We start from the raw sequence: 16,617 nt of genomic DNA, 5'->3' as shown, positions 1-16,617 counted from the left end.
TTCTGCTCCTGCCACGCTTAACGCCTTAAGTGGTTACAGCGTTTATTCAGAGCCCTGCTGAAATGAGTCGACTTCGGCTTGGGTTAAATAACGCCACTGGCCTGCTTCAACATCTAAACGAACATCACCAATCTGTTCACGGTGAAGGCCAACAACGCGATTCCCTACCGCGGCAAACATTCGTTTTACTTGATGAAACTTACCCTCTGTAATGGTCAACAGCACTTCTTTACTGGTAATCACTTCGAGCTCTGCCGGACGCGTCAGTTTTTGCTCGCCTTGCAATTGAATGCCCGCTTTGAACTTGCCAGCGACATCGTCTTTGATATCTCGTGACAATGTCACGCGATAGACCTTCTTACATGACTTGGTTGGCAGCGTGATATTGAATGACCAGCGCCCATCATCGGTAATCAAGACTAAGCCTGTTGTGTCTGCATCTAAGCGCCCTGCGATGTGCAGTTCTGATGCTTTGTCTACCTCGATGTAGTTAAACAGCGAAGGATAAACCTCATCGATATTGGAGCAAATAGTACCCGCTGGCTTGTGCATTAAAAGGTATCGAAATTCTCGCAACTTAAGAAGCGTACCATTTAACAAGATGGTGTTGCTTTCATGAACCTGAGTCGATTCATCGGTGACTGTTTTATTGTTTACGTTCACCTCGCCATTATGGATGTTTTCAATCGCTTCAGGCTTGGTTAGGTCAGTGCTTTTACATAGGTATTTATCAAGGCGCATTAATCGTCAGCACCACATTTTGCGCATGGCTTGTAGGTACGTTCGCCTTGAGCAATCACCACATAACCTCGAACGCAGTTATCACATAGCGCTAACTTTGGGTAAGCGTCTTTCTGTTTCTTTGCGTTGATATCGCCTTCGGTGGTGTATACGGTTCTCATTTCTATGCCTTATTTTAATAACTTACTAGGCGCAAATTGTATCACTGTTTACAGCCTTGTTTGGAGTGGTGTTAGGTAGTTAAAGTCATATTAAGTACTTCTATTTTAGGCTCCTTCCCGAAACCGTTTAACCATGAACAACAAAGTCAACGTGCCACGCCTATCAGTGGTAAAATGATAAAAGCTCACCAACCAATGAAGTCACTAATGAAAAATTGTAATCAATGCGGGAAATGCTGTATCAAATACGGAGATGGTGACCTTGCCGCAACGCAAGAAGAGATTGATTTGTGGGAGTTGTTCAACCCAGACATCTTTGAATATGTTCGAGGAAGCGAGATATGGTTTGACCCTGAATCTGGCGAACGTTTAACTCGCTGCCCTTTTCTGGAGCTGGTTCCGACGAAAGACACCAAGGCTCAAGCCAAGTACACCTGTAGTATTTACTTAGACCGACCAGAAGATTGCAGACACTATCCAAGCCTGATTAATGAGATGGTACGAGATGAGTGTGAAATGATTGAGGTGGTGGATCTACAAGATACGAAAAAAGCTCAAAGAAAACTCGACATTCTGATGAAAGACAGTCGCCCTTCAAGCTTTTCATAAGCACTGATCTATATAAACAGTCGTTTTGTATTAACGAACCATTATTTACTGATAAGTGGTAAATACTGGTTCTCTTCTAACCAATCAAGCGCAACCAGTGCCGCCAGTGAACATACTGCTCTGTCGTTGCCATCCACAAACTTAAGCTCTTCAATTTCGGCATCTGGAGACAGTTCGCCAGTATAATCAGCAAGATAACAAGTCAATTGCACCGATACGCCTTCTGCTTTACCGTCAGCTTGGCCTGTAAACGTCTCAACGTATTTGATGGAATCAGGCACCAAATCTACCGAGATCTCTTCTTTGATTTCGCGAACCAGTGCTTGCTCATCACTTTCGCCAGCTTCACGCTTACCACCCGGTAGATAGAACAGTTCTTTGCCTTTTGATCTCACCATCAACAACTTGCCGTCTTTGATGAATATCCAAGCCAGCTTATCAATTACCTTATGCATGTCGTTAGACCTTATTTCTGTTTTAGTTCTCGTTATTACTGAATCTGGCCGCGTTATTAGTCACGACCAAACCAAGCCTGCGTATGTTACACGCTGGAATGAATATACTCTATTGAATCGAATAGGAAATATCATAGTCAAAACAAAAAATGACAGCCTTTAAGCACAATGCTCATCAACTGTCATTGGCGATGTTTACGAACTACTTCTAGCTGCCCGCGAATAGTATCAATCGACTAGCCACTGAAGCGCAGAGTCATGCTCTTCGAATGACTTTATCTCACCGGACACAAACCAGCCCCCTACTTTTGAAGCGAATTCTTGCCAGCTTTTATCACCATAAATCGCGATTTTGTCTATCTTCGAATTGAGCTCTAATCCCAATTTGAAATCATCCCAAGCAGCACGCAACTCCCATCCCGTTAAAGTGGAGATGTCGACAAGCATCTTGAGTTCGGATGAATCGAGTTCTTCTAGCGTGGTATTTAGAATTGGCATCATTGCTTGATAGTCATCATGTGTGAGTTTACCTTTCGCTTTAAACACAACAATGGTTTCACCACTAACACGTTCAATTCCAAACGATATTCCGTGACGTTCGATATTCATAGCCTAGCCCTCATAGTGGAAACTAGACTTAGCTTAGAGGATTAAATAACAAAGAGATGAGAAGTTGGCGTCAAAACGGACAAGCGCTTTATCTGAACTTAATATCAAGTAGTTAATCGCACTTCTCCAACAGTTCGCTTAGGGATTGAACTTGCATGACATTCGGATGCTCTGACTTAAGCTCAACTCCTTCCGTATTCAACCACACCGCTTGCAAACCCGCTTCAAGTGCTGGGTAAATGTCTTTCTTTAGGGTGTCACCCACCATTGTGATGTGTTGTGGTTCAACACCGAGCTTAGAAATGATGGCGGGATAGAACTCCGGTTCGAACTTAGAAAAGCCAATGCTCGCCTTACAAAAATAACCCAAGATATATTGAGACAAGCCAACACGCTCAAAGGCTCGAATGATGTCGTTTTTACTTGAATCACCGGCATTGGTGGCAACATAGACTTGATGATTTTTGGAGAGTTCAGCAAGTAATGCACGAGCACCACTCACTTCTTGTACGGTTTCCCAGTCACACATCTTCCCTTGTGCGTCTGAGAAATCGACCATCAGCGTATTGCCCCAGTCGAATAAGACTATTTCTGTTAATTCGATTAGCTTTGTCATCTTGCCTCCTGCATTAGTCATCGCGCCTTTATAGGCCATCTCTTTGATAGGACAGAATGTTGTCGAAGGCGATATCGAAGTAGAGTTCGTAGCTATTTTGTTCAACATAGCCCAAATGTGGAGTCGCAGTAACGTTTGGTAAGGACAATAACGGTTCGGTGTCTGTTGTTACTGGCTCACAATCGAACACATCAATAGCGGCAGTTTTGGTCGTTATCTCGCGTAGTTCATGATACAAGGCCATCGGTTCGACTAACTCGGCACGGCTGATGTTCACAAACAGTGAGTCCGGCTTCATCAAGCTAAGGTAGTGTGCCGTAACACATCCTCTGGTGACATCATTCAAACGCAAATGCAAAGAAAGCACATCAACTTCTCTAAAGAAGTCTTGTTTGGTTGTTGCGGCTTCGAAGCCATCTGTTTGTGCTTGATCGCGTGAAGCTTTGCTACCCCACACTACGACAGACATCCCAAATACTTGGGCATATTGTGTAATGCATTTTCCGATTTTTCCGTAGCCCCAAATACCTAGCTTCAAGCCCTTCAAAGTTCGACCTAACCCTAGCGAGCCAGAATCCTGCCACTGGTTCTGTTTAAGGTTTGAAGCGTAAGTGGGAATGTGGCGCGATGCAGCCATAATCAACGCCCAGCATAATTCAGAGGGTGCGACTGGCGAGCCTCGGCCTTCTAACACAGTAACACCAAATCGTTCGCACATTTGCGGGTCGATATGGTTACTCACTTTGCCCGTCTGGCTAATAAGCTTGAGGTTTGGGAGTTGCGATAACAAAGTTTCGGTGATCTCGGTTCTTTCACGAATGAGCACAATGGCTTCAAACGAGTCCAACTTAGCGACGAGCTCTTGCTCTGAGTAAGTCTCGGTAAATACAGTGACATCGTGTTGTTCGAGTTTGTTGAAGCAATCGAGGTCTTTAACAACGTTCTGGTAGTCATCCAATATCGCTATTTTCACATCACTCTCCTTGTGATTGTTAGTTATCTTGTATTGTTCAAACGAAGACTAAAGTGCCATGCCTCGTGATTCAACATGGCACTCACTGGGGAGTTCACTGTTGATAAACCACTTTGAAACGCTCTAACATAAGTAACATGTCTTCACTTGGTGAGATCTTGAGTTCTTCACATTCACGTGAGAAGAAATTCCAGTGTGCTTTTCTCCACCATTCTAGTGTTTTGTCACCCTCGCCTTCTGCAGCAGCAAACTCCGCACTCACTTCGTTGTATTTGCACGACGACACCGACGTGATCTCAACAATACAGACGGGCTCACCATCCCAATCGGTGACGACTTGCAAGTGACCAACTATGGGTTTCGTCTCGCCTTCATGGGTATACCAGTGTTCAAGGCCGCAGGACGCCTGTTTTTCACCTTTCAAAATCAACTGCGCGCAGAGGTTGGCGTTGTACTCGTCGGCGCAGTAATAATCAGCACTAAAGGAGGTGTATTGCGAAGCAACGTCTGCTGGCAATGTGTTGAGGTAGCTATCAAGATAAGCTCTACTTCTTTTTTCCATGATCTTTCCAAATTCAATATTAAGTTGAGCCGATAAATACTTATAGATTAAGCATTTGACTGCATCGGAAGTAACCTATCAAGTCAGGTTATTGCTGTAAACCGAGTGAATATCAAAATGTGGGCTGAGAAAGAAGAATATAGGTTGGATTTCGAGGCCAGTACCAGAAGAGCCAAAAAGTAAAAAGAGCTAAAAGCGCCTTTAGGCTGTGCTTTTAGCTCTTCGTATTTCGTTACTAGTACCTCGTAACTGAGCAGGAAATTAACGTTTTAAGAAGTCGACCGCTTTGTCCGGAAAGTCGGTAAACACACCATCGACTTTTACTTGATTGTAAAAGACATCCAACATGCCATCAAAATTATCGGCATAAGCTGGGATTCTCCCAGGGTCAGCACGGAACGTGTAGGGGTGAACGTCTAAGCCCGCGTCTTTTGCTGACTTCATTAATGGCTTAATAATGATGTTATCTTTGGTCGATGCATCGTCCACCAACATAGGTTTCCATGGGCCAATACCATCAGCATAGCTAGCGACTTTTGCCATTCCGCCCTTCTCAAACATCCAGTCATAGCTGTACGGCGTCGCTTTATCGCCCTTGTAAGTCATGGTTTCGTTCCAGTCTGTGTAAGCCATCAACTGAACGAGCTTAAGATCCATTTCCATCGCAGGCATTAATTCATCGTTAATACGTTGCAACTCATTGGCATCAAAACACTGTAGATAGACCTTGTCGTCTTTTGATAGATAACCATATTGCTGCAAGGTGGCAAGCACAGCTTTCGAGATATCTTTGCCTTCATGACGATGGAACCAAGGTGCTTTAATCTCAGGATAAATGCCCACGTCATAACCGAGCGTCTTGTTTAGACCTTGGATTAATTCAATTTCTTCCGCAAAGGTAGCGACACGAAAATCAGACTGCCACATTGGGAAGCGCGTTGGGAACCCAGCCACTCGATTACCTTGGTCATCTAAGTTAAAGCCTTCAGTCACTTTTAATGATTTGATCTCGGCAAGCGTAAAATCAATCGCGTAATAGCGGCCATCTGCTCGTGCACGGTCTGGAAAGCGGTCAGCAACATCAGTGACGCGATCTAAATAGTGATCATGCAAAACCACCAATTGGTCATCTTTGGTCATCACTACATCTTGTTCGATATAGTCAGGTTTCATTGCGTAAGCGAGTGCTTTAGCCGGTAATGTGTGCTCGGGCAAATAACCAGAAGCACCACGATGTGCAATCACTAAAGGATCGGCGAACGCATTTGCAGATAAGCTAAGAGCTAATAAAGTCAGAGACAGTGACGTTGTTTTCATTATTGTTTCCCTTGATAAAACAGAAGCAGGATATACCTGCCTCTGTTGTTTATTAGTATGACGTTGTCCAGTTAATGAACTACTGAGTTAATGCTTCTTTCTGTTGTTCGAGTTCTTTTTGTTTGTGGTGTTCACGCTCTCCTAAGAAGGCATAAAGCAGACAAATTATTGAAGCAACACAAGCACCGACCAAGATAATGAAGCCGCCATCCCAGCCGTAATGGTCAACCATAAAACCAAGCACGGCATTGGCAGCAACTGCGCCACCTAAGTAACCAAACAAGCCAGTAAGACCCGCAGCCGTACCTGCCGCTTTCTTAGGTGCAAGTTCAAGTGCATACAAACCAATTAGCATTACTGGTCCATAGATAAGGAAACCAATCGCGATAAGTGCCAGCATATCAACCGTTGGGTTACCTGCCGGATTTAGCCAGTACACTAATACAGCGACAGTAACGAGAACCATGAACAGGATCCCTGCTGGTGCGCGTCGGCCCTTAAACAACTTATCTGAAATCCAACCACACAGTAGCGTTCCAGGAATACCTGCCCACTCATACAGGAAGTAAGCCCAAGACGATTTATCTACTGAGAAGTCTTTTGCTTCTTTTAAGTAAACTGGAGCCCAATCGAGTACGCCATAGCGGATAAGGTAAACAAACGCGTTAGCAATCGCGATTGACCACAGTAACTTGTTAGAGAAAACGTACTTAAAGAAGATCTCTTTCGCCGTCATTTCTTTCTCATGGGACGTGTCGTAGTCGTCTGGGTAATCGTCTTTGTGTTCTTCAATCGGTGGTAAGCCACAAGATTGAGGTGTATCTCTTACGGTGAACCAAACAAAAATAGCAACGAGAGTGGCAAAAAATGCAGGAACATAAAAAGCGGTTCGCCAATCATCGTTAAAAGCCCACAGTCCCAATAAGAACATTGGGCCAATCAAGCCGCCACCCACGTTGTGAGCAACGTTCCATACCGATACGATCTCACCACGTTCTTTACGCGACCACCAGTGAACCATGGTTCGTCCACAAGCCGGCCAGCCCATGCCCTGAAACCAACCATTCAAGAACAATAGAATAAACATTGCAGTGATGCTGCCTGTTGCCCATGGCATGAAACCAAAGCAGAACATGACCAACGCCGACATTAACAAGCCGCCACTGAGGAAATAACGAGGGTTAGAACGGTCAGAAACGCTTCCCATCAAAAACTTAGATAAACCGTAAGCGATGGATACTGCTGCTAAAGCAATCCCTAGCTCTCCTCGACTGTACCCTTGCTCAATCAGGTATGGCATCGCCAAACTGAAGTTTTTGCGGACTAGGTAGTAACCGGCATAGCCAACAAAGATGCCGAGAAAAAGCTGCCATCGTAATCGTGTGTAGGTGCTATCGATCTTATCGGTAGATAAGCGATCGATATGCGCCATAGGTTTGAATATTCCAAACATAGGAACCTCATGTGTATTGGGCGATAGAAATAAAATGCTCGAACGAAAAAATTTAGCGCTCATTCGAAAGCCTGGGAATTGTATGTGCTTCAGGATTATTTTCTGTGATAGAGATAGCCATTAACAATAAATAACCTTAAATACAGCACTTTAGTTTCATTTAATTAGACTGCGCTTCATGTTTTTGTTTGTTGGTTTCTTATTCGAGGAAGGCATTTGTATATAAATCATACTTTCGAGTGAGCAATTTATTATCAATTTCACTTAACAGAATGTTCGGAACTTCAGTGTGGTAGTTATCAGATCAATAGATTGGTACACATAGAGCATGCATAGTGAATGAGTCAGAATATAAGCTTGCGCAATGCATTGCATAAATAACACATAGCAGATCGTGATGTATTGTATTTCTTTTCGTTTATTTATCGAATTACCAAGGTTGTTTATTGTACACCTCAAGCGATGCAGCAATGTCTATACACAAGGTGTATACCCGTCACCTTGTAGTGAGGTTAGTCAGTGAGCATCTTACGAATTCAACAAATGATAGGAAATATCATGAACAAATCACTTATCGCACTCGTTCTTACAGCTGTTTTAGCAGGTTGTTCATCTGGCGGTGGTTCAGAACCAGCACAACCTCAATTTGATGGTGATTATGGTTTCGAAAATATCGATCCCGGTTTTGGACTAGATGATTCAGATAACGATGGCGGTTATGAGAACCCTGAATCCGACCCTGGTTATGGTGCCGATGCCCCAACGTTAAAAGACAGAATAGCTCAAGCAGATTTAGGTTTTGTTCATATTCCTGAGTTGGGAGACATTCCTTTCTTTAATAAAGACAACGGTGATGCTCATATAAGCGCCGTTAAACGACGTTCTAATGATGAAGAAACGCTATACAGCATCTACGTAGATGACAAGCCTGTCGGTGAAATCATCGTTCGTGAAGATTATGTGACAATCAGGTCTGGTGACAAGATGATCTCAGGTGAGAAGGAATCTTATCTTGATACTGAACATACCTTTTGGACAGTTAGAGACACTAGCGGAAATGTAGTTGGCGACTTTAAACGCCTAGACGATGGTGTTTGGGTGTTCCGTGAAGAAATAGAGCGCGAGACATTTGTGGTCAAGTATCACAACGGCCAGTGGAACTTTATCCCAGTTGCGGATATTAAAAATAAGGTTAAAGACAACTTGCCTTCTCAGGCAGAAGTTACCAAAGTTCGTGCAAAGATGCAGGTCAATAAGCTACGTACTTTAAAATAACGATTATCCCCATTCCCATAACAAATAGGCATCCTCAAACCTAAGAGGATGCCGTTCAAAACATCTACGAAGAAAACACTAACAAAAAGCTCAAGGAAGATCCGGACTAGGTTACTAATCTACTGGCGTTCAATACTTTGAATTCGCCGATATTTTGTATACATAAGCGAGAGATCCAATGACCATCAAAAAGCTTCCCATTCTGACATTAGCCGCTGTCTTGTTGTTCACTATGTCTAACGCACAAGCCTATGAACAAAACCAAGAGGAAACCGCGATTACATTTGGTCTATCGGCTGAACGTGGTTGGCGTGATTGGTCTGCTTCTTACATAAAATATCGCGGCCCGGGTAGCATAGGTTATGGTATTGAATTTACTCGTTCGGCTTATAACGAAGACGAAGAATCTTACGAATACAAACAACGTGACAACGAATATCAGTTTCACGCCCCTATTGGAATCACCGAAAACTTGTACATCACTCCCGGTTACGGGATTAAGCGAACACATACAGACGTAACTTTAGATAGCCGCGAGTTCTCTAACAGATCAACCAAACAGGTGGGAGGCTTAGATGCCACCTATATTATGGACAGCGGCTTTGTAGTGACAGCAGGATTCGATAAAGCAGAAGGTGAAGACTTGGAATTCTCAATTGGTGCTGGTATCGCCTGGTAAAGGTAATAAGCCTAATAGATTTAGCAAACAAAAAGGGTCTAGATTTCTCTAGACCCTTTCAAGTAATAACTCTTAGTGACTTTATGTTGGCTAATTAGACAAAACATTTGCTAACTACACGAAGTATTAGCGCGTCACACAAAGCGATTATTCTTCGATGTAAAAAGCTTCTACAGAGCCTTTTAGAGTAATAAGCATTGGCTGACCACGGCGGTCTAGCGCTTTTGGAGAAGGGATCTTAACCCAACCTTCGCTGATGCAGTATTCTTCAACATCAGTACGCTCTTTACCATTTAGACGAATGCCGATTGGGTATTCGAAACACTCAGCCACATGGTGTGGGCTGCGTGGGTTACCTGCTAGATGATCTGGTAAAGCTGGTTTTGAATTAGTATCGCTCATGTTCATTACCTGTATGTACGTAAATAAAAAAAGTGCGCCATTCTAGTCAATATAGGCTTTGTGCTCAACAACTGCTGCAATAAATCGTAGTGATCGTTTTAATCAACAGCGAGTTGTTTGATTTAAAGGCGATATAGGTATCATTTCAAACGAAAATTTAACAGGATTATACGTTGTTGATAAAGAGATAGGTTCAATACTCGATAGGTAGATAACCTAATAGTCGGCTTTGCTCTGAGCTTATCGAATAAGCTCTATACTCATCACTTTATGGTTTGCTTCTGAGTCGATATCGACGACTGACCAACCTAACCCTTGGTAGAGTTCCATTACATTGGTGTACACGTACAGTTGAGTTTGTACTGTAGAAGAAACCTGTTTTACACCACGATTAATCAATTCACTTGCAATACCTTGGCCTCGCCATTGAGCATCAACATAAACAGTATTGACCCAAACCACATCTCTTACTTGATGAGGTTCCTGAAAATGGGAATATGCCAAGCCACCAATGACCACATTATCGCGAAGCACTACTATTACTGGAGGGAGTTGTACGCAGTATTTATAGGTATCTTTAAACTTAAAATCCGACCATTCACTTTGAAACAAGCGCTCTAAATCACTCCAATATGGCGAACTCTCATCGCAATTTCTAAAGATTACTTTCTGCATGTCTTCCCATCCTTTGAAGGGGTAATACGGCCATCCTAGCCTTGGTTTATATCAGTGTAGATAAAGTTACTCTTCTTCGTCGTAATCGTCTGCAGGGTCTTGATTGATCTCTTCGCCACACCCTAAGCATTCGGCTTGCAAATCTGTTGGCATGACAATAATCAAACCACAATGCGGGCATAAATCACCTTGTTGAAACATCCTGTTATTCCTTCTACGTCACTGCTATTGCTTCGGATACTTTTGCTTACTCGCTTCTAACCAATCATGAATAACTTGGCGAGCCGACTCCGATGGCGGTGCATTTCGTTTTCCGCAAATTTGGTCAATCTCAAACGGAAACGCTTTGCTCGGGACACGACGTAAACCTATGGTTAAACGCTGAGGTTTGAACATGCGGAATACCACATAGCGATCGCTCATGATTCGATTGTGATAAACACCAATGCAGTGTTTTTGCTCCATGCCTTCTTTTTCAAGGTCGTAGTAATCAGTAAGCGGATGAATATTGTCGTTACCTAGCAAAGGAACCGGGTAAGGAATGTCTTTATCCATTGGGCGGTTACCTTCTAAACGACGCAGTTGACGTTGCTCTGTCCATCTATCGTGAAGTTGTTCGAACATCGCAAAAGAGTTCTGACTGGTAATGGCGCGTAATGGATCATCCATCTCCAAATCTAGTCCTAACAATATCGCATCTTGGAACATCGCCATTTTTGAAGGCGCATTAAGCCTACCCTCTTCCACCATCGCAATGCCCAATCGACTGCCGGTTAGAAATGGATGAACTTGGTCCAAACGAAGCGCTGTGTAGCCAACTTTGGAGTAATGCTTGAATTTAAGAACACGTCTTTGCAGGGGTTCGAGAATTCGCACAATGTGGTCAAGCTCATCACCGACGTTGTAATGAAGCTCTAGCTTATCGATAAATTTGAGTGTGGCTTTACTGCCGTCTAAGCCCAGTTTGGTTAAGATTCTCTTCTGCCCTAGGCGACTCAGTTCCAATGCTTTCTTGTTATCGACACTGTGTTTCATGCAGATTAACGCCAAGATAACCGGTCTTAACTCAAGCAGTTGAGCAGCTTCATAAGTATTCGCCGCGAGCCACAACATCTGGTATTGATACTCTGGGAAATCATCGGTGATCTCACGATAACGAGCTGGCAATGAATCTAACCAACGACCATTCACATCAAACTGCTCAACGAGGTTTAAGCTCAAGCCAATACCACCATCGAGCGGTCGTCTACCATCTTCAAATACGTGAAAACCGACAAGTTTTTGCGACCAATCGCGGATCTCAATATCGTAGTCAAAGCCTAATGTTCGAGTTGGGATGGTGAGTAATGCTGTCATTGATGCCTCTTGGTTATTGACGAGTTGGACTATCGAGCTTATCTAATAGCAAAAAGCGTAAAGATCGAACTCACTTCACTATAACAACCTTTTGTAAATTTCTTATCAATCAAAGCGATATAAATACGAGAGTACTTAGAAGATCTTTGAATGATGATTTTACGCAATATGAGACCTCTTCGATATCATTTACTTAGAGAGAAACTATGCTTGTAACATCACTAATAACAAGAGGCTTTAATTATGGAATACCGACATATTCTGGTCGCACTTGAAATGTCTGATGACTCGAAAATACTCATTGATAGAGCAACCTTCTTCGCGAACAAACTAGAAACGGAACTTTCATTTGTTTATATCGACGGTACTCACGGAGAAATCTACCCAGAACTCGTTGATATTCAAGAAAATGAGAATGACCTACCTGTCAATGAAGATGCCATAAAACAACTAAGAGAGTTTGAGGCTTACGCTAAACAGCCGGTTCAGCACATCTTTGTGGGTACGGGTGATTTGAATGACAAGCTCAAAGACACCGTAAAAGCGCACAACATTGACCTGATGCTCTGTGGTCACCATCATGATTTTTGGCATAAGATCATCTCGCACTCGAAGCAATTGATAGACTCTTCTCCTGTCGACATACTCGTCGTTCCTATGGACTAGAGCTCGTTCCTAAAGACTGACTGCTTCTACGGACTAGAGTTTCTATGGACTGTCTGCTCCTAAAGACTGTCGCTCTTAAAAAATAGCTGTTTGGGCTAATAAAGCCAAGCTTCAATCGCCAGCCTCTATCGGTATTATTGGTTGGCTTCTATTCCCTCCTCAATCCTCTTCTTTCCCCAAATTCAACCATTACCCATTCGGCGTAATCATTTGTGATCTTGTTTGCTCATCCACTCGTAAGCGTCTAATAACTAACAAATCACGAGTGCAAGCAATGAAAAAGATTGGTCTCTATCTTTTTACGAACGACTTAAGAATCAACGACAATCAATTGCTCCATTACGCCGCGCAGAGCGTCGATAAACTCATTTGCGTGATTGTCGAACCCACTTTAGTTCATTTCTCTGCTGATTTAGCGCAAGAGCAAAGTTATGGCGCACATCGCCAGGCTTTTATTTCACAATCGATAGCTAATCTAGAATCAAATTTAGTGAAGCTTGGGCAGCAACTTGTCGTAATTCACAGTAACCATATAGAGCCAGGCTCTGCTGAGAAAACACCCAGCCAAATCATCACTACTCAACACGTCACTCACTTTTTCGCTAACGCACATTGCGGCTACGACGAGCGACAATTGACTCGGTCAATACAAAGACAGTCCCCTAACTTAGTAATGTGTTTACCACATCACTCGACCTTGTTTGACTCACATGAGCTACCATTTGAATTATCAAAAGTCCCAAGCTCGTTTACCAAGTTTAGAAAGCTAGTCGAACACTTGGACGTTAATGAAAGTGAGACGGTTATTTCACGCCTTCCACCAGCAGTAACACCAATAGCGACACCTGAACCAATATCGACAATCCCACTATTTAGTTCAGCAAATGATGAAATCGGAGTAACAAGCGATTGTTTGGGTGGAGAAGACGCAGGACTAGCGCATTTAGAAAACTACTTTTCACATGATTACGCCCTTAACTACAAGCAGACTCGAAACGCATTTGACGGCATCGAAAACTCAACCAAGTTCTCGCCGTGGTTAGCGCTCGGTTGCGTTTCGCCTAAAACGATTTATCGTCATTTGAAACAGTTCGAAACCGAACATGGCAGTAACGGTTCAACCTATTGGATCTACTTTGAGTTGTTGTGGCGCGAATATTTCTATTGGAAGTGTTTGTCACTGGGTTCCTCGTTGTTCGGTGAAACCTCAAACCATGAACTCAACTCTTCAAACTCCTCAGCGACGTCGAACCTGAATTTCGCCAAATGGAAAAGTGGCAATACCAACTATCCGATTGTCGATGCATGTATGCGTCAGCTTAATGAAACAGGCTACATGTCTAACCGAGGAAGACAGCTAACGGCCAGCTGTTTGATCTACGAACTAGGGATCGATTGGCAGCACGGGGCTGCTTATTTTGAGAGCCAACTTATTGACTATGACGTGGCATCAAACTGGGGTAATTGGGCATATATAGCCGGAGCCCTGAACTCTCAGGTAAACACCCAAGCCAATAAGCAAAATGATGCTAAGCAACCTAAACCTAAATCACGACATTTTGATTTGGGTAAGCAAACGGATATGTACGATCCAGACCATGCGTTTATCGATAAGTGGAATGCGAGCAGCAAAGAACCTGTCTTAACCAACAATCAGGATGTGTTATGAACTTCAAAACCGTGCGCCTTGTATTAGGCGACCAACTCAATATCCAGCACTCTTGGTTTCAACAAGTTGATGACGACGTCATTTATATCATTGCCGAACTTAAGCAAGAGACGGACTACGTTGCATCGCACATCCAAAAGGTGGCCGCTTTTTTCTCTGCGATGGGCTACTTTGCCGACGAACTCAAACAACAAGGTCATCAGGTACTCCACCTAACTCTGGATGACACGACTCAATTTGAAAATCTCGATGCTCTATTGCAACACTATGTACACGAGTTTGCTGCTGAAAAATTTGAATACCAACGACCAGATGAATATCGCCTTTTAGAGCAGATGAACAAGCTCAAACTTACTAATGCAACCAAAGGTTGTTGTGATACGGAACACTTCCTCTTTCCATTCGAAGAGATAGAACAACAGTTTCCGAAAGACAAACACATCATGATGGAACATTTCTACCGTCGAATGAGAAAACGTTTCGACATCCTGCTCGACGATGGCAAACCGGTTGGCGGAAAATGGAATTACGATGCAAACAATCGCAAGAAGCTAAAAAAACAAGACATCGAGAACCTGCCGCAACCATTAATGTTTGCCAACGACATTTCTGCGATTTTAGAACGCATCGAGCATCATCAAGTTCAAACCATTGGTGAAGTTGGCGAACAGTTATTATGGCCAGTCAATCGAGCGCAAAGTCTGTCTCTACTCGCTCACTTCTGCCAAGTCTGTTTACCACTGTTTGGTCAGTTTCAAGATGCAATGACGACCGAGCACGATTCGAAATGGAGTTTGTATCACAGTCGCCTCTCCTTTTCGTTGAACAGCAAACTGCTAAGCCCCCAAGAAGCGATTGATGCGGCACTTTCGGCTTATCAGGCTTCCTCTAAGCTAAACGCACCCACTATCGATATTGCACAAGTCGAAGGGTTCGTACGCCAAATTCTAGGTTGGAGAGAATACATACGCGGTGTTTATTGGGCGAACATGCCTGCTTACGCAAACAAAAACCACTACGCAGCAGACCGTCAGTTGCCTCATTACTTTTGGGATGGACAAACCAAGATGAATTGCATGAAGCACGCGATTGATCAATCCCTCGAGTTTGCTTATGCGCACCACATTCAAAGGCTTATGATCACCGGTAACTTCTGCTTAATTACGGGCATTGCTCCGGAGCAAGTCGACAGTTGGTACCTTGGTATTTATGTTGATGCGATTGAGTGGGTCGAAATGCCGAATACGCGAGGTATGGCACTTTTTGCCGATGGCGGGATCGTCGGAACCAAACCATACTCTGCCAGCGGTTCTTACATTAATCGCATGAGTGATTACTGCAAAGGCTGTCATTACCAAATTAAAGAGCGCAGTGGAGAGAGTTCTTGTCCATTCAACAGCTTGTACTGGCGCTTCATGAACAAACATCGCGAGGCCTTAAATCGCAACCCTCGAATGGGGATGCTTTATCGCTCTTGGGACAATATGGATGAGCAAGACCAACAAGCGATACTCGACACCGCAGAACAACGACTGACTAACTTGGAGAACTTATAATGGTGGAACAACTCAGATTACACATATTGGTCATTGGTGGCAGCGGCGGTATTGGTTTCTCCGTGGTTAAACACCTATTATCTGAGCTGTCTCGCTTTGATTTTCTTGATGTCCATGTCGACGCGACTTACCACTCTCAACAGCCAGAACTAGAAAACATTCGCTTAAACTGGCACAAAGTCGATGCAACCAATGAAGCTGATATTGAGCAACTCAGCAAACAGTTTGAAAAATTGGACTGGTTGATAAACTGCGTGGGTATGCTTCACACACCAGAGCTCGGCCCAGAAAAGAATTTGTCCTCTATCGACCCAGAATTCTTCCTGAAAAATATCTCGGTAAACACCCTGCCTAGCTTGTTACTGGCGAAACACTTCACGCCGATTCTCAGAGCCAGTGACAATCCAAAATTTGCAGTGGTATCGGCCAAAGTCGGCAGTATTTCAGATAACCGCTTAGGTGGTTGGTATAGCTATCGGTCATCGAAAGCGGCACTCAATATGTTTATCAAAACCATGTCGATTGAATGGCAACGTACCATAAAGAAAGGCACCGTGTTAGCGTTACATCCGGGCACAACAGACACGGCTTTATCGAAGCCTTTTCAAACCAATGTCCCTGAAGGTAAGTTGTTTGAGTCGAGCTATGTCGCCCATCAATTGGTCGATATCATTCGCACTGCCACACCGGACAAAAGTGGGCACTTCTACGCTTACGATGGTGAGCAGTTAAACTGGTAGTGAGGAATACCAAACCCTGGCTTTGATGAATGGTAAAATTTGATGAGTGCTAAAAAAGAAAACCCAACGAGTGTTACTCTGTTGGGTTATTTTTAGAATGAAT

At 43.5% G+C, this 16,617-nt stretch carries 20 protein-coding genes; 7 read left to right on the top strand and 13 right to left on the bottom strand.

Features of this window, described 5'->3' with window-relative positions; genetic code table 11:
- Positions 1 to 42: 42 nt before the first annotated feature.
- Both DUN60_RS06080 and DUN60_RS24540 read right to left on the bottom strand, forming a co-directional pair.
- Positions 43 to 741: a pseudouridine synthase gene (locus DUN60_RS06080; protein WP_114633490.1), complete on the bottom strand. Its 699-nt coding sequence runs from the start codon at positions 739 to 741 to the stop codon at positions 43 to 45.
- Entirely contained in the window at positions 741 to 902 is a 162-nt protein-coding gene (locus DUN60_RS24540) for a hypothetical protein (RefSeq protein WP_167409361.1), read from the bottom strand. Before DUN60_RS24540 ends, DUN60_RS06080 begins: the two co-directional genes overlap by 1 nt.
- Before the next feature lie 207 nt (positions 903 to 1,109).
- On the opposite strand from DUN60_RS24540, the gene DUN60_RS06075 reads away from it, so the two are divergent.
- Positions 1,110 to 1,511 carry a YkgJ family cysteine cluster protein gene (locus tag DUN60_RS06075; protein ID WP_054546373.1) on the top strand — a complete coding sequence of 134 codons (402 nt, stop codon included), beginning with the start codon at positions 1,110 to 1,112 and terminating at the stop codon, positions 1,509 to 1,511.
- Between the two features lie 41 nt (positions 1,512 to 1,552).
- Here the strand turns inward: DUN60_RS06075 and DUN60_RS06070 are convergent, their stop codons facing one another.
- From DUN60_RS06070 to glpT, 7 genes are all read right to left on the bottom strand, one after another.
- On the bottom strand, positions 1,553 to 1,966 hold the full coding sequence (locus DUN60_RS06070; RefSeq protein WP_114633489.1) for an NUDIX hydrolase: 414 nt from the start codon (positions 1,964 to 1,966) through the stop codon (positions 1,553 to 1,555).
- Between the two features lie 228 nt (positions 1,967 to 2,194).
- Complete coding sequence (locus DUN60_RS06065; protein ID WP_114633488.1) at positions 2,195 to 2,575, bottom strand: SpoIIAA family protein; 381 nt, start codon at positions 2,573 to 2,575, stop codon at positions 2,195 to 2,197.
- Between the two features lie 112 nt (positions 2,576 to 2,687).
- Positions 2,688 to 3,191 carry an HAD family hydrolase gene (locus DUN60_RS06060; protein WP_114634304.1) on the bottom strand — a complete coding sequence of 168 codons (504 nt, stop codon included), beginning with the start codon at positions 3,189 to 3,191 and terminating at the stop codon, positions 2,688 to 2,690.
- Positions 3,192 to 3,219: 28 nt separating this feature from the next.
- Positions 3,220 to 4,164, bottom strand: a complete 945-nt coding sequence (locus DUN60_RS06055; protein ID WP_114633487.1) for a D-2-hydroxyacid dehydrogenase family protein — start codon at positions 4,162 to 4,164, stop codon at positions 3,220 to 3,222.
- Between the two features lie 94 nt (positions 4,165 to 4,258).
- Positions 4,259 to 4,726: an ASCH domain-containing protein gene (locus DUN60_RS06050; protein ID WP_114633486.1), complete on the bottom strand. Its 468-nt coding sequence runs from the start codon at positions 4,724 to 4,726 to the stop codon at positions 4,259 to 4,261.
- A 261-nt stretch (positions 4,727 to 4,987) separates the two neighbouring features.
- On the bottom strand, positions 4,988 to 6,043 hold the full coding sequence (gene glpQ / locus DUN60_RS06045; protein ID WP_114633485.1) for a glycerophosphodiester phosphodiesterase: 1,056 nt from the start codon (positions 6,041 to 6,043) through the stop codon (positions 4,988 to 4,990).
- Positions 6,044 to 6,122: 79 nt separating this feature from the next.
- Complete coding sequence (gene glpT, locus DUN60_RS06040) at positions 6,123 to 7,496, bottom strand: glycerol-3-phosphate transporter (RefSeq protein WP_114633484.1); 1,374 nt, start codon at positions 7,494 to 7,496, stop codon at positions 6,123 to 6,125.
- A gap of 558 nt (positions 7,497 to 8,054) precedes the next feature.
- Between glpT and DUN60_RS06035 the strand changes: the two genes are divergently transcribed.
- Both DUN60_RS06035 and DUN60_RS06030 read left to right on the top strand, forming a co-directional pair.
- Entirely contained in the window at positions 8,055 to 8,771 is a 717-nt protein-coding gene (locus DUN60_RS06035) for a membrane lipoprotein lipid attachment site-containing protein (protein ID WP_114633483.1), read from the top strand.
- Positions 8,772 to 8,949: 178 nt separating this feature from the next.
- Positions 8,950 to 9,450, top strand: a complete 501-nt coding sequence (locus tag DUN60_RS06030) for a hypothetical protein (RefSeq protein ID WP_114633482.1) — start codon at positions 8,950 to 8,952, stop codon at positions 9,448 to 9,450.
- A 147-nt stretch (positions 9,451 to 9,597) separates the two neighbouring features.
- Here the strand turns inward: DUN60_RS06030 and DUN60_RS06025 are convergent, their stop codons facing one another.
- The 4 genes from DUN60_RS06025 to DUN60_RS06015 form a co-directional block, all read right to left on the bottom strand.
- Positions 9,598 to 9,852: a DUF3297 family protein gene (locus DUN60_RS06025; protein WP_004733911.1), complete on the bottom strand. Its 255-nt coding sequence runs from the start codon at positions 9,850 to 9,852 to the stop codon at positions 9,598 to 9,600.
- 240 nt (positions 9,853 to 10,092) lie between these two features.
- Positions 10,093 to 10,527, bottom strand: coding sequence for a GNAT family N-acetyltransferase (locus DUN60_RS06020; RefSeq protein WP_114633481.1), 435 nt, complete (start codon positions 10,525 to 10,527; stop codon positions 10,093 to 10,095).
- Positions 10,528 to 10,593: 66 nt separating this feature from the next.
- A complete protein-coding gene (locus tag DUN60_RS24885; RefSeq protein ID WP_009846853.1) occupies positions 10,594 to 10,728 on the bottom strand; it encodes a hypothetical protein in 135 nt (44 codons plus the stop codon).
- 24 nt (positions 10,729 to 10,752) lie between these two features.
- Positions 10,753 to 11,883, bottom strand: coding sequence for a PcfJ domain-containing protein (locus DUN60_RS06015; protein ID WP_102444681.1), 1,131 nt, complete (start codon positions 11,881 to 11,883; stop codon positions 10,753 to 10,755).
- A 243-nt stretch (positions 11,884 to 12,126) separates the two neighbouring features.
- On the opposite strand from DUN60_RS06015, the gene DUN60_RS06010 reads away from it, so the two are divergent.
- The 4 genes from DUN60_RS06010 to DUN60_RS05995 all read left to right on the top strand — a co-directional run bounded on the left by DUN60_RS06010 (position 12,127) and on the right by DUN60_RS05995 (position 16,514).
- Entirely contained in the window at positions 12,127 to 12,549 is a 423-nt protein-coding gene (locus DUN60_RS06010; RefSeq protein ID WP_054546383.1) for a universal stress protein, read from the top strand.
- 274 nt (positions 12,550 to 12,823) lie between these two features.
- Positions 12,824 to 14,218, top strand: coding sequence for a DASH family cryptochrome (locus tag DUN60_RS06005; RefSeq protein ID WP_114633480.1), 1,395 nt, complete (start codon positions 12,824 to 12,826; stop codon positions 14,216 to 14,218).
- A complete protein-coding gene (locus tag DUN60_RS06000) occupies positions 14,215 to 15,774 on the top strand; it encodes a cryptochrome/photolyase family protein (RefSeq protein WP_114633479.1) in 1,560 nt (519 codons plus the stop codon). Before DUN60_RS06005 ends, DUN60_RS06000 begins: the two co-directional genes overlap by 4 nt.
- Entirely contained in the window at positions 15,774 to 16,514 is a 741-nt protein-coding gene (locus tag DUN60_RS05995) for an SDR family oxidoreductase (RefSeq protein ID WP_114633478.1), read from the top strand. The genes DUN60_RS06000 and DUN60_RS05995 overlap by 1 nt, the downstream gene beginning before the upstream one ends.
- The last annotated feature ends 103 nt before the right edge of the window (positions 16,515 to 16,617 follow it).

This window comes from Vibrio splendidus (assembly GCF_003345295.1).
Taxonomy (GTDB): domain Bacteria; phylum Pseudomonadota; class Gammaproteobacteria; order Enterobacterales; family Vibrionaceae; genus Vibrio; species Vibrio splendidus_K.
This window is presented reverse-complemented; position numbering and strand designations above follow the sequence as displayed.

What these genes read in the sequence shown, in the direction of transcription:
- DUN60_RS06030 (WP_114633482.1), top strand. Translation starts at nt 8,950, where the DNA reads ATGACCATCAAAAAGCTTCCCATTCTGACATTAGCCGCTGTCTTGTTG.
- glpT (WP_114633484.1), bottom strand. Translation starts at nt 7,496, where the DNA reads ATGTTTGGAATATTCAAACCTATGGCGCATATCGATCGCTTATCTACC.
- DUN60_RS06000 (WP_114633479.1), top strand. Translation starts at nt 14,215, where the DNA reads ATGAACTTCAAAACCGTGCGCCTTGTATTAGGCGACCAACTCAATATC.
- DUN60_RS24540 (WP_167409361.1), bottom strand. Translation starts at nt 902, where the DNA reads ATGAGAACCGTATACACCACCGAAGGCGATATCAACGCAAAGAAACAG.
- DUN60_RS06025 (WP_004733911.1), bottom strand. Translation starts at nt 9,852, where the DNA reads ATGAGCGATACTAATTCAAAACCAGCTTTACCAGATCATCTAGCAGGT.
- DUN60_RS05995 (WP_114633478.1), top strand. Translation starts at nt 15,774, where the DNA reads ATGGTGGAACAACTCAGATTACACATATTGGTCATTGGTGGCAGCGGC.
- DUN60_RS06050 (WP_114633486.1), bottom strand. Translation starts at nt 4,726, where the DNA reads ATGGAAAAAAGAAGTAGAGCTTATCTTGATAGCTACCTCAACACATTG.
- DUN60_RS24885 (WP_009846853.1), bottom strand. Translation starts at nt 10,728, where the DNA reads ATGTTTCAACAAGGTGATTTATGCCCGCATTGTGGTTTGATTATTGTC.
- DUN60_RS06075 (WP_054546373.1), top strand. Translation starts at nt 1,110, where the DNA reads ATGAAAAATTGTAATCAATGCGGGAAATGCTGTATCAAATACGGAGAT.
- DUN60_RS06035 (WP_114633483.1), top strand. Translation starts at nt 8,055, where the DNA reads ATGAACAAATCACTTATCGCACTCGTTCTTACAGCTGTTTTAGCAGGT.
- DUN60_RS06015 (WP_102444681.1), bottom strand. Translation starts at nt 11,883, where the DNA reads ATGACAGCATTACTCACCATCCCAACTCGAACATTAGGCTTTGACTAC.
- DUN60_RS06070 (WP_114633489.1), bottom strand. Translation starts at nt 1,966, where the DNA reads ATGCATAAGGTAATTGATAAGCTGGCTTGGATATTCATCAAAGACGGC.
- DUN60_RS06005 (WP_114633480.1), top strand. Translation starts at nt 12,824, where the DNA reads ATGAAAAAGATTGGTCTCTATCTTTTTACGAACGACTTAAGAATCAAC.
- DUN60_RS06080 (WP_114633490.1), bottom strand. Translation starts at nt 741, where the DNA reads ATGCGCCTTGATAAATACCTATGTAAAAGCACTGACCTAACCAAGCCT.
- DUN60_RS06060 (WP_114634304.1), bottom strand. Translation starts at nt 3,191, where the DNA reads ATGACAAAGCTAATCGAATTAACAGAAATAGTCTTATTCGACTGGGGC.
- DUN60_RS06020 (WP_114633481.1), bottom strand. Translation starts at nt 10,527, where the DNA reads ATGCAGAAAGTAATCTTTAGAAATTGCGATGAGAGTTCGCCATATTGG.
- glpQ (WP_114633485.1), bottom strand. Translation starts at nt 6,043, where the DNA reads ATGAAAACAACGTCACTGTCTCTGACTTTATTAGCTCTTAGCTTATCT.
- DUN60_RS06010 (WP_054546383.1), top strand. Translation starts at nt 12,127, where the DNA reads ATGGAATACCGACATATTCTGGTCGCACTTGAAATGTCTGATGACTCG.
- DUN60_RS06065 (WP_114633488.1), bottom strand. Translation starts at nt 2,575, where the DNA reads ATGAATATCGAACGTCACGGAATATCGTTTGGAATTGAACGTGTTAGT.